At 68.9% G+C, this 11,644-nt stretch carries 10 protein-coding genes; 8 read left to right on the forward strand and 2 right to left on the reverse strand.

Features of this window, described 5'->3' with window-relative positions; translation table 11 throughout:
* Positions 1–48: 48 nt before the first annotated feature.
* Positions 49–342, reverse strand: a complete 294-nt coding sequence (locus tag ABT147_RS19170; protein WP_351407453.1) for a DUF397 domain-containing protein — start codon at positions 340–342, stop codon at positions 49–51.
* A 729-nt stretch (positions 343–1,071) separates the two neighbouring features.
* Between ABT147_RS19170 and rpsO the strand changes: the two genes are divergently transcribed.
* The 5 genes from rpsO (at position 1,072) to ABT147_RS19195 (ending at position 6,730) form a co-directional block, all read left to right on the forward strand.
* Positions 1,072–1,359, forward strand: a complete 288-nt coding sequence (gene rpsO / locus ABT147_RS19175; protein ID WP_030041128.1) for a 30S ribosomal protein S15 — start codon at positions 1,072–1,074, stop codon at positions 1,357–1,359.
* Between the two features lie 530 nt (positions 1,360–1,889).
* On the forward strand, positions 1,890–4,109 hold the full coding sequence (locus tag ABT147_RS19180; protein ID WP_351407456.1) for a polyribonucleotide nucleotidyltransferase: 2,220 nt from the start codon (positions 1,890–1,892) through the stop codon (positions 4,107–4,109).
* The gene (locus ABT147_RS19185) at positions 4,106–5,485 is read left to right on the forward strand and encodes a M16 family metallopeptidase (protein ID WP_351407458.1); all 1,380 of its coding nucleotides are present in this window, start codon (positions 4,106–4,108) and stop codon (positions 5,483–5,485) included. The genes ABT147_RS19180 and ABT147_RS19185 overlap by 4 nt, the downstream gene beginning before the upstream one ends.
* Positions 5,486–5,506: 21 nt before the next feature.
* Positions 5,507–6,259: a 4-hydroxy-tetrahydrodipicolinate reductase gene (dapB, locus tag ABT147_RS19190; protein WP_351407460.1), complete on the forward strand. Its 753-nt coding sequence runs from the start codon at positions 5,507–5,509 to the stop codon at positions 6,257–6,259.
* 15 nt (positions 6,260–6,274) lie between these two features.
* Positions 6,275–6,730 carry a tetratricopeptide repeat protein gene (locus tag ABT147_RS19195; protein ID WP_351407462.1) on the forward strand — a complete coding sequence of 152 codons (456 nt, stop codon included), beginning with the start codon at positions 6,275–6,277 and terminating at the stop codon, positions 6,728–6,730.
* 83 nt (positions 6,731–6,813) lie between these two features.
* On the opposite strand, the gene ABT147_RS19200 is transcribed toward ABT147_RS19195, so the two are convergent.
* Positions 6,814–7,371 carry an SCO5741 family PH domain-containing membrane protein gene (locus ABT147_RS19200; protein ID WP_351407464.1) on the reverse strand — a complete coding sequence of 186 codons (558 nt, stop codon included), beginning with the start codon at positions 7,369–7,371 and terminating at the stop codon, positions 6,814–6,816.
* 189 nt (positions 7,372–7,560) lie between these two features.
* On the opposite strand from ABT147_RS19200, the gene thyX reads away from it, so the two are divergent.
* From thyX to ABT147_RS19215, 3 genes are all read left to right on the forward strand, one after another.
* Positions 7,561–8,301, forward strand: coding sequence for an FAD-dependent thymidylate synthase (thyX, locus tag ABT147_RS19205; RefSeq protein ID WP_351407467.1), 741 nt, complete (start codon positions 7,561–7,563; stop codon positions 8,299–8,301).
* Between the two features lie 211 nt (positions 8,302–8,512).
* Positions 8,513–9,412 carry a 4-hydroxy-tetrahydrodipicolinate synthase gene (gene dapA / locus ABT147_RS19210; protein ID WP_351407469.1) on the forward strand — a complete coding sequence of 300 codons (900 nt, stop codon included), beginning with the start codon at positions 8,513–8,515 and terminating at the stop codon, positions 9,410–9,412.
* A gap of 151 nt (positions 9,413–9,563) precedes the next feature.
* The gene (locus ABT147_RS19215) at positions 9,564–11,246 is read left to right on the forward strand and encodes a ribonuclease J (protein WP_351407471.1); all 1,683 of its coding nucleotides are present in this window, start codon (positions 9,564–9,566) and stop codon (positions 11,244–11,246) included.
* The last annotated feature ends 398 nt before the right edge of the window (positions 11,247–11,644 follow it).

The raw sequence follows: 11,644 nt of genomic DNA on the forward strand, positions 1-11,644 counted from the left end.
ACCTGGTTCCCTGCCCCATGGGTACTGCCCGGTCCATTGCCGCCCGGGCTACGCGTCGAGCCCTCCGTTGTGCGGAGCCGGTTCCAGATCGAACTCCCCGTCCCGCGCCCCCAGTACGAATGCCCGCCACTCCGCCTCCGTGTACCGCAGCACGGTGTCGGGGTCGAGTGACGAACGCATGGCCACGGCGCCCTCCTGGAGGTAGGCGATCTCCACCCGCTCCTCGTGCTCCTCGGTGCCGGGCGCGCTGTGCCACTCGACGCCCGAGATGTCGAGCGCGTAGAGCTCGTCCTTCTCCCGCTCCTTGCGTGCCCTGAGTTCTTCGTCCTCGGCCTCGGCCATGACGGCTCCGATCCTTCCTCTGCGCCAACGCACTGTGTGGTCACCCTACTTGCTGCCGTTCTCGCTGCTCAGGGGTTCGCCCGGGTACGACCGTAACGAGGGGTGTCGGCTTCGTTACAGGCACGGGCACCCCTCACCAAAGCTCCACGCCCGCCGCCGCCCCCGTACGAAGAGCCGTATGGTCCTTGATCGTCCCTCGTACCCACGCCCGGCCGACAGCGTCCCCGACACGCAGGAAGGCCACGGCCGGTGAGCGACCCGTCAAGACCGTGGGCAGGAACATCCAGTCCGTCGGCACCTGGGCGACGGAGAGGGTCTTCGCGAAGGGCATCGGAGACCAGGAACAGGGGGTGCCCACGGCGACGAGAGCGAGGAGCTGCAGGCTCGACTTCCCCGCCCCCTGTGTGCGGTGACGCGCCACGTCAGCGTGGCCGGCTGGACGGCCGTCGCCTACCCCGGCAAGAGCCCCCATCCGGACGAGGGCCCCACCGCCGCGGGCATGAGCCTGCCGTGCCACCGCCGGTTACGGGAGCGTCGTCCTCGACGGCGCTGACCGACCCCGGTCAGCCGCGTCCCCCCAGCCTGATACCCTGGCCGATGGCCGCTCGCGTGCGCACCCCTCACCTGGGGGAGCCCCCGACGGACCCCGTCACCCGAGTCACAGAAGCCCCCCTGAGAAGCAGACCAGGGGCACTCGGTGGCATCAATGAGACTCAAGAGGAGTATCGCGTGTCGCTCGACGCCGCTACGAAGAAGCAGATCATCAGCGAGTTCGGTACCAAGGAGGGCGACACCGGCTCCCCCGAGGTCCAGGTCGCGATGCTCTCCCGCCGGATCTCGGACCTGACCGAGCACCTCAAGACCCACAAGCACGACCACCACTCCCGCCGTGGTCTGCTGATCCTGGTCGGTCAGCGTCGCCGTCTGCTGCAGTACCTGGCCAAGAAGGACATCCAGCGCTTCCGTGCGCTGGTCGACCGCCTCGGCATCCGTCGCGGTGCGGCGGGCGCCAAGTAAGACGCCGTGAAGGGGAGCGGTTCCCGGGAGAATGGGGACCGCTCCTTTTGCTGTACGCATCCTTTTGCGTACACACCCCGCGGCACCCGCCGCATCACGCGGCACCCGCCACACACGAGGCACCCGCCGCACCCCGCGGCACCCGCCCCACCCGCCGCGACTCACGTGACCCCGCCGCAAGCCGGAACAACCGGAACACCGGATCCGGAACGTCGGAAAGGGGGCGCGCGGCCCCGCCGCACGCGGGACGTACGTGCGGAAACGTGCGGAGTGTCACCGCCCCTTTGTAGTGTGGTAGCACAACGCAATACGCACGACACAGCGTAAGGGCGCCCGGCACGGGCGACCGCACGCACACCGAACGAGGAGAAGCGCACCTCGCCGCCGCCGGTCCTCGGTAGTGGCCCCCGGGAGATTGCGACCCCGAGGGCTTCGATCGAAGACCGGCCCGCACCAGACGGCGCGCTTCTCCGCCACCGTCCCCCTGCCACACGGGCGGGACCAGGGACGAAGACGAGGAGAATTTGCTAGTGGAGAACGAGACCCACTACGCCGAGGCCGTCATCGACAACGGCTCCTTCGGCACCCGCACCATCCGTTTCGAGACGGGCCGTCTGGCCCGCCAGGCCGCCGGCTCCGCCGTCGCCTACCTGGACGACGACACCATGGTGCTGTCGGCCACCACCGCCTCCAAGAACCCCAAGGACCAGCTCGACTTCTTCCCCCTCACGGTGGACGTCGAGGAGCGGATGTACGCCGCCGGCAAGATCCCCGGCAGCTTCTTCCGCCGTGAGGGCCGTCCCTCCGAGGACGCCATCCTCACCTGCCGGCTGATCGACCGCCCGCTGCGCCCGTCCTTCAAGAAGGGCCTGCGCAACGAGATCCAGGTCGTCGCCACGATCATGGCGCTCAACCCCGACCACCTGTACGACGTCGTCGCGATCAACGCCGCGTCCGCGTCCACGCAGCTGGCCGGTCTGCCCTTCTCCGGTCCGATCGGCGGCGTCCGCGTCGCGCTGATCAACAACCAGTGGGTGGCCTTCCCGACGCACACCGAGCTCGAGGACGCCGTCTTCGACATGGTCGTCGCGGGCCGCGTCCTGGAGGACGGCGACGTCGCGATCATGATGGTCGAGGCCGAGGCCACCGAGAAGACGATCCAGCTGGTCCAGGGCGGCGCCGAGGCGCCGACCGAGGAGGTCGTCGCCGCCGGTCTGGACGCCGCGAAGCCCTTCATCAAGGTGCTCTGCAAGGCCCAGGCCGACCTCGCGTCGAAGGCCGCCAAGCCCACCGGCGAGTTCCCGGTCTTCCTCGACTACCAGGACGACGTCCTGGAGGCGCTCACCGCCGCGGTCAAGGACGAGCTGACGCAGGCCCTCACCATCGCGGGCAAGCAGGAGCGCGAGGCCGAGCTGGACCGCGTCAAGGGTCTGGCCGCCGAGAAGCTGCTCCCGCAGTTCGAGGGTCGCGAGAAGGAGATCTCCGCCGCGTACCGCTCGCTGACCAAGTCCCTGGTCCGTGAGCGCGTCATCAAGGACAAGGTCCGCATCGACGGCCGCGGCGTCACGGACATCCGTACGCTGGCCGCCGAGGTCGAGGCCATCCCGCGCGTGCACGGCTCGGCGCTGTTCGAGCGTGGCGAGACCCAGATCCTGGGCGTCACCACCCTCAACATGCTCCGCATGGAGCAGCAGCTCGACACCCTCTCGCCGGTGACCCGCAAGCGCTACATGCACAACTACAACTTCCCGCCGTACTCCGTCGGCGAGACCGGCCGCGTCGGCTCCCCGAAGCGCCGCGAGATCGGCCACGGCGCGCTCGCCGAGCGCGCCATCGTGCCGGTCCTGCCGACGCGCGAGGAGTTCCCCTACGCGATCCGTCAGGTGTCCGAGGCCCTCGGCTCCAACGGCTCGACGTCCATGGGTTCCGTGTGCGCCAGCACCATGTCGCTCCTCAACGCCGGTGTGCCGCTCAAGGCCCCCGTCGCCGGTATCGCCATGGGCCTGATCTCCCAGGAGATCAACGGCGAGACGCACTACGTCGCCCTCACCGACATCCTCGGTGCGGAGGACGCCTTCGGCGACATGGACTTCAAGGTCGCCGGCACCAAGGAGTTCGTGACCGCCCTCCAGCTCGACACCAAGCTGGACGGCATCCCGGCCTCCGTCCTGGCCGCGGCCCTCAAGCAGGCCCGTGACGCCCGCCTCCACATCCTCGACGTGATGATGGAAGCGATCGACACGCCGGACGAGATGTCCCCCAACGCCCCGCGGATCATCACCGTCAAGATCCCCGTGGACAAGATCGGCGAGGTCATCGGCCCGAAGGGCAAGATGATCAACCAGATCCAGGAGGACACCGGCGCCGAGATCACGATCGAGGACGACGGCACCATCTACATCGGTGCCCAGGTCGGCTCGCAGGCCGAGGCCGCCCGCGCCACGATCAACGGCATCGCCAACCCGACCATGCCGGAGGTCGGCGAGCGCTACCTGGGTACGGTCGTCAAGACCACCACCTTCGGCGCGTTCGTGTCGCTGCTCCCGGGCAAGGACGGACTGCTGCACATCTCGCAGATCCGCAAGCTGGCCGGCGGCAAGCGCGTGGAGAACGTCGAGGACGTCGTCGGCGTGGGCTCCAAGGTCCAGGTCGAGATCGCCGAGATCGACTCCCGCGGCAAGCTCTCCCTCATCCCCGTGATCGAGGGCGAAGAAGGCTCCGAGGACAAGAAGGACGACGGCGACAAGTGACGTCCCGTAGCTCCAAGGCGACGGCCCGCACCTCCACGGAGGCGCGGGCCGTCGCCCGTACCCAAACCCTGATCAAGGGCATGAACGGCATCGGTACGGTCCGCAAGACCACCCTCCCGGGCGGCCTGCGTATCGTCACCGAGACCCTGCCGTCCGTGCGCTCCGCCACCTTCGGCATCTGGGCGCACGTCGGCTCCCGCGACGAGACGCCCGCGCTGAACGGCGCCACCCACTACCTGGAGCACCTGCTCTTCAAGGGCACCACGCGCCGTAGCGCGCTGGACATCTCCTCCGCGATCGACGCGGTCGGCGGCGAGATGAACGCGTTCACGGCGAAGGAGTACACGTGCTACTACGCACGCGTGCTCGACACCGACCTGCCGCTCGCCATCGACACGGTCTGCGACATGCTCACCGGCTCGCTCATCCGCGAGGAGGACGTCGACGTCGAGCGCGGCGCCATCCTCGAAGAGATCGCGATGACCGAGGACGACCCGGGCGACTGCGTGCACGACCTCTTCGCGCACACCATGTTCGGCGACACCCCCCTCGGCCGCCCGGTCCTCGGCACGGTCGACACGGTCAACGCCCTCTCCGCCGACCGCATCCGCCGCTTCTACAGGAAGCACTACGACCCGACCCACCTCGTGGTCGCCTGCGCGGGCAACGTCGACCACAACAAGGTCGTACGACAGGTCCGCGCCGCCTTCGAGAGCGCCGGCGCCCTCGATCGCCCCGACGCCACCCCGATCGCCCCGCGCGACGGCCGCCGCGCTCTGCGTACGGCCGGCCGCGTCGAGCTGATCGGCCGCAAGACCGAGCAGGCCCATGTCGTCCTCGGCATGCCCGGCCTCGCCCGCACCGACGAGCGCCGCTGGGCCCTGGGCGTCCTCAACACCGCGCTCGGCGGCGGCATGTCCTCCCGCCTCTTCCAGGAGGTCCGGGAGAAGCGGGGCCTCGCGTACAGCGTGTACTCGTACACGTCCGGCTTCGCCGACTGCGGCCTCTTCGGCGTGTACGCCGGCTGCCGGCCCTCCCAGGTGCACGACGTGCTCAAGATCTGCCGCGACGAGCTCGACCAGGTCGCCGAGCACGGGCTGCCGGACGACGAGATCGAGCGCGCCATCGGCCAGCTCCGCGGCTCCACGGTTCTCGGCCTGGAGGACACCGGCGCGATCATGAACCGCATCGGCAAGAGCGAGCTGTGCTGGGGCGAGCAGATGTCCGTCGACGAGATGCTGACCCGGATAGCCATGGTGACCCCGGACGAGATCCGTGCCGTGGCCCGCGAGATCCTGGGGCAGCGTCCGTCCCTGTCGGTGATCGGCCCGCTCAAGGACAAACAGGCGTCCCGTCTCCACGAAGCCGTCGCCTAACCCCAGTTAAGGAACCAAGCAATGAGCAAGTTGCGCGTGGCGGTCCTCGGTGCCAGGGGCCGCATCGGCTCCGAGGCCGTACGGGCCGTCGAGGCCGCCGAGGACATGGAACTGGTGGCCGCCCTGGGCCGGGGCGACAAGCTGCAGACCCTGGCCGAGACCGGCGCCCAGGTCGCCGTCGAACTGACCACCCCCGACTCGGTGATGGACAACCTCGACTTCTGCGTCCGCCACGGCATCCACGCGGTCGTCGGCACCACGGGCTGGACCGACGAACGCCTCGCGCGGCTGAAGGGCTGGCTGGACGGCTCCCCGGAGACCGGTGTGCTCATCGCGCCCAACTTCTCCATCGGTGCCGTCCTGAACATGAAGTTCGCGCAGATCGCCGCCCCCTACTTCGAGTCGGTGGAGGTCGTCGAACTGCACCACCCGAAGAAGGTCGACGCCCCCTCGGGCACCGCCACACGCACGGCCCAGCTCATCGCCGAGGCGCGGCGCGCGGCAGGCACGGCCCAGGCACCGGACGCCACGGAGACGGCTCTGGACGGCGCTCGCGGCGCGGACGTCGACGGCGTCCCCGTCCACTCCGTCCGGCTGCGCGGTCTGCTGGCCCACCAGGAGGTCCTCCTCGGCGGCGAGGGCGAGACCCTCACCATCCGCCACGACTCCCTGCACCACAGCAGCTTCATGCCGGGCATCCTGCTCGGCGCCCGCCGCGTGATGACGGCCCCGGGCATCACCTTCGGCCTCGAACATTTCCTCGACCTGGGCTGATCGGCCGGAATCGTCATGCGCGCGAAGCTCACCTACGCCGTCACGGCAGCCGTCCTGGTCGTCTACTTCGTCCTGGTCGGCAGCCGCGGGATCCTGCTCATAGAGACCGGCACCCCGGTCACGATCGCCTTCGGCGTCGCCGTGCTCGTCCTGCCGGGGATCGGCCTCTGGTTCCTGTGGAAGAACACCCAGTTCGTCCGCAAGGCCAACCAGCTCGCCGCCGAACTCGACGCCGAAGGGGGCCTGCCCGTCGACGAGTTGAAGCGCACCCCGAGCGGCCGCATCGACCGTGACTCGGCGGACGAGGTCTTCGCCCGGCGCAAGGAGGAGACCGAGGACGCCCCCGACGACTGGCGTACCTGGTTCCGCCTCGCCGTCGCCTACCACGACGCCCGCGACACCCCCCGGGCCCGCAAGGCGATGCAGCGCGCGATCGCCCTCCACGACGGCAGGCCGGCCCCGGCCGCCTGACTCCTCGCACCCGTTTCTCGTACACGCGTACGGGTGAGGGGCCGGTCCGCACCCGCGGACCGGCCCCTCACCCGTATGGCGGACTACGCGGCGCGCCCGTACTCCGCCGCCCACGCCTCGATCGTGTCGGCCGCCCGGTCGAAGGCCTCCGTACGCGCCAGGAAGTCGGCGTTGTGCGTGGTCATCAGCGGTGTCACATACTCCTGCACCCGGTCCGTGCGGACGAGGAGCAGCGCCTGCCCCTGCACGGACCGCGGCAGCCCGAGCCACCGCACCGGCTGCTGCACGGTACGCACCGAGACACTCGCCTGCCAGGACGCCGTACGGGTCCTGAAGAAGCCCACTTGTCGCACTCCCCGCGCGCTCACCCAGATGCCGACCCGCAGCAGCCGCAGGGCGCAGCCGATGACCAGCAGTGCCGCGCCGAAGCAGACGGCACCCGCCTGCGGCGTCTCGGCCGCCGCGATGATGACCGCCGCGACCAGCACGTACGAGGCGAGCAGCAGCAGGAGCGCTGCCGCGCCGACCCGCCACGGGCCGGGGCGGTAGGGGCGCCGCCAGCGGTCGCGGTCGTCGAAGGGCAGCGCTTCGTCCACCGTCTGGTCGAAGGCGCGGTCGGCGGTCAGGAAGGGCAGGGGCACGGCTGATCCTCACTCAATCCACGCACAGGTTTCGCCGGGTGAGGCTACAGAGCCGGACCCCTCCTCACCACTTCCGGGCGTCCGACAGGGGCACAAGGGGGTGCAACTCGGGCCAACCGGCCCCTCGCCGGTCCCGGGCCGTAGAGTGGGCGCCGCCCGAGAGCAGCAATGGGAAGGACCCTCCGAGCCGTGACCGACACCCCCGCCGACGATCTCAAGCCCAGCTTCCGCAGCGATGTCAACGTCGAGTTGGTGAAGCACAGCGCGGCCGACTCGGACGTCCTGTGGGCCGCCCGCGTCTCCACCGCCGGCGAACAGTCCCTGGAGGAGCTGACGAAGGACCCCGAGCGCTCCAAGGGCCTCATCAACTTCCTCATGCGGGACCGGCACGGCAGCCCCTTCGAGCACAACTCGATGACCTTCTTCATCAGCGCCCCGATCTTCGTCTTCCGCGAGTTCATGCGCCACCGGGTCGGCTGGTCGTACAACGAGGAGTCCGGGAGGTACAGGGAGCTCCAGCCCCACTTCTACGTCCCCGACGAGGCCCGCAAGCTCGTCCAGGAGGGCCGTCCCGGCAAGTACGTCTTCGTGGAGGGCACCCAGGCGCAGCAGGAGCTGGTCGGGCGGGTCATGGAGGACTCGTACGTCCACGCGTACGAGGCGTACCAGGAGATGCTTGCCGCCGGGGTGGCCCGTGAGGTCGCCCGCGCGGTGCTCCCGGTCGGGCTCTTCTCCTCGATGTACGCCACCTGCAACGCCCGCTCGCTGATGCACTTCCTCGGACTGCGCACCCAGCACGAGCTCGCGAAGGTGCCGTCCTTCCCGCAGCGGGAGATCGAGATGGTCGGCGAGAAGATGGAGGCGGAGTGGGCGAAGCTCATGCCGCTCACGCACGCCGCGTTCAACATGAACGGCCGGGTCGCGCCGTAGCGGACCGCCGACTTTCGGCCAGGCACAGATGTACGGGTCAGCCGAGCGAAGTGTCCGTATTGCGGCATTTCGCGAAGTTCATCTAGCCTGATCAAACGGACCCGGCACTGCTTGAACCCCCGAGCAGGCAGTGCCGGGCTCCGCATTTGTCCTGACTTTTCCCGCCCCCCGAGGGCAGACCGTGCCCTGAGCAGCGAGTAGCGTGTTACCCATGGCTCCGACCTCGACTCCGCAGACCCCCTTCGGGCGGGTCCTCACCGCCATGGTCACGCCCTTCACGGCGGACGGCGCACTCGACCTCGACGGCGCGCAGCGGCTCGCCACCCACCTGGTGGACGCAGGCAACGACGGCCTGGTCATCAACGGCACCACCGGGGAGTCCCCCACCACCAGTGACGCGGAGAAATCGGACCTGGTACGAGTCGTCCTCGAAGCCGTCGGCGACCGCGCGCACATCATCGCCGGCGTCGGCACGAACGACACCCAGCACAGCAAGGAGCTCGCCCGCGCCGCCGAGAAGGTCGGCGCCCACGGCCTCCTCGTCGTCACGCCGTACTACAACAAGCCCCCGCAGGAGGGCCTGTACCGCCACTTCAAGGCGATCGCCGACGCGGCCGACCTGCCGGTCATGCTCTACGACATCCCGGGCCGCAGCGGCGTCCCGATCGACACCGAGACGATCGTCCGGCTCGCCGAGCACCCGCGCATCGTCGCCAACAAGGACGCCAAGGGCGACCTCGGCCGCGCCAGCTGGGCCATCGCCCGCTCCGGCCTCGCCTGGTACTCCGGCGACGACATGCTGAACCTCCCGCTGCTCTCCGTGGGCGCGGTCGGCTTCGTCTCGGTCGTCGGCCATGTCGTCACCCCCGAGCTGCGCGCCCTCGTCGAGGCGTACGTCTCCGGTGACGTCCAGAAGGCCACCGAGATCCACCAGAAGCTGCTCCCGGTCTTCACCGGCATGTTCCGCACCCAGGGCGTGATGACCACCAAGGCGGCGCTCGCCCTCCAGGGTCTGCCCGCCGGACCGCTGCGCGCCCCCATGGTGGAACTTTCGCCCGAGGAGACGGCCCAGCTCAAGATCGATCTTGGTGCCGGCGGGGTACAGCTCTAGCACCGGACTTCGTACGACGCGACAACCAGACTTCACAACTGAATAGGCAGGACGAAAGCGCCTGCGTCCACATCCACAACTGCTTTTGCACGAACGTCATGCGCGCCACGTGCCACAGAGGTACGTGGCGCGCATGGTTGAGGAGAGTCTTTTGAGTCATCCGCATCCTGAACTCGGCCCGCCGCCGCCCCTTCCCGAGGGCGGCCTGCGGGTCACCCCGCTGGGCGGCCTCGGCGAAATCGGCCGCAACATGACCGTCTTCGAGTACGGCGGCCGTCTGCTGATCGTCGACTGCGGGGTGCTCTTCCCCGAGGAGGAGCAGCCCGGAATCGACCTGATCCTGCCGGACTTCTCGTCCGTCAGGGACCGCCTCGACGACATCGAGGGCATCGTCCTCACGCACGGCCACGAGGACCACATCGGAGCGGTCCCGTACCTGCTCCGCGAGAAGCCCGACATCCCGCTGATCGGCTCCAAGCTGACCCTCGCGCTCATCGAGGCCAAGCTCCAGGAGCACCGCATCCGCCCGTACACCCTTGAGGTGGTCGAGGGGAACCGCGAGCGCATCGGCCCCTTCGACTGCGAGTTCGTCGCGGTCAACCACTCCATCCCGGACGCGCTCGCCGTGGCCATCCGCACCCCCGCGGGCATGGTGGTCCACACGGGCGACTTCAAGATGGACCAGCTCCCGCTGGACAACCGCCTCACGGATCTGCACGCGTTCGCACGGCTGAGCGAGGAGGGCATCGACCTCCTCCTCTCCGACTCCACGAACGCCGAGGTCCCGGGGTTCGTCCCGCCCGAGCGGGACATCTCCAGCGTGCTGCGCCAGGTCTTCGCGGGCGCCAGCAAGCGGATCATCGTGGCGAGCTTCGCCAGCCACATCCACCGCATCCAGCAGATCCTCGACGCCGCCCACGAGTACGGCCGTCGGGTCGCCTTCGTCGGCCGCTCGATGGTCCGGAACATGGGCATCGCCAGGGACCTGGGCTATCTCAAGGTCCCGCCGGGCCTGGTGGTGGACGTCAAGACACTCGACGACCTGCCGGACCACGAGATCGTCCTCGTGTGTACGGGGTCGCAGGGCGAGCCGATGGCTGCCCTGTCCCGCATGGCGAACCGGGACCACCAGATCCGTATCGTCCAGGGCGACACGGTGATCCTGGCCTCGTCCCTGATCCCCGGCAACGAGAACGCTGTCTACCGCGTCATCAACGGCCTGACCCGCTGGGGCGCCAACGTCGTCCACAAGGGCAACGCCAAGGTCCATGTCTCCGGACACGCCTCGGCCGGCGAGCTGCTGTACTTCTACAACATCTGCCGCCCGAAGAACCTGATGCCGGTGCACGGCGAATGGCGCCACCTGCGCGCCAACGCCGAACTGGGCGCCCTGACAGGTGTACCGCACGACCGCATCGTCATCGCCGAGGACGGCGTGGTCGTCGACCTCATCGAGGGCAAGGCCAAGATCTCCGGCAAGGTCCAGGCCGGTTACGTGTACGTCGACGGCCTCTCGGTCGGTCTCGGTGAGCCGGCCCTGAAGGACCGGCGGATCCTGGGCGACGAGGGCATCATCTCGGTCTTCGTCGTCGTGGACTCCTCCACCGGCAAGATCACCGGCGGTCCGCACATCCAGGCCCGCGGCTCCGGCATCGAGGACTCCGCGTTCGGCGCGGTCGTCCCGCGGATCACCGAGGTCCTGGAGCGTTCCGCGCAGGACGGGGTCGTCGAGCCCCACCAGCTGCAACAGCTCATCCGCCGCACTCTCGGCAAGTGGGTCTCCGACACCTACCGGCGCAGGCCGATGATCCTGCCTGTGGTGGTTGAGGTCTGACCCTCCGTCAGTGCCCACCTGGAGCGGGGCTCCTCGATTTGCATCGGGGCGCCCCGCTCCAGTACGTTTACGGCTCCGCCCAGGGGGGAACCCGACGCAACTACGCGTCAGGAGCCACCCGGACCGGGCGGAAATTCCGACTCAGAACCTCTGATAAAGTCGGAGTCGCCGGAAAGGGAAACGCGGAAGCGGAAACCTGGAAAGCACCGAGGAAATCGGATCGGAGAACGGTCTGATAGAGTCGGAAACGCAAGACAGCAAGACCGAAGGGAAACTGCCCGGAGGAAAGCCCGAGAGTCACTCGGGTGAGTACAAAGGAAGCGTCCGTTCCTTGAGAACTCAACAGCGTGCCAAAAATCAACGCCAGATATGTTGATACCCCGTTCCCGGCCGGGTCA

This window comes from Streptomyces sp. NPDC001868 (genome assembly GCF_040297125.1).
In the GTDB taxonomy this organism is placed as follows: Bacteria; Actinomycetota; Actinomycetes; order Streptomycetales; family Streptomycetaceae; genus Streptomyces.

Excerpts from the sequence above, each read along its gene's own strand:
- dapB (WP_351407460.1), top strand. The coding sequence starts at position 5,507 with ATGAGCAAGTTGCGCGTGGCGGTCCTCGGTGCCAGGGGCCGCATCGGC.
- dapA (WP_351407469.1), top strand. The coding sequence starts at position 8,513 with ATGGCTCCGACCTCGACTCCGCAGACCCCCTTCGGGCGGGTCCTCACC.
- ABT147_RS19170 (WP_351407453.1), bottom strand. The coding sequence starts at position 342 with ATGGCCGAGGCCGAGGACGAAGAACTCAGGGCACGCAAGGAGCGGGAG.
- ABT147_RS19195 (WP_351407462.1), top strand. The coding sequence starts at position 6,275 with ATGCGCGCGAAGCTCACCTACGCCGTCACGGCAGCCGTCCTGGTCGTC.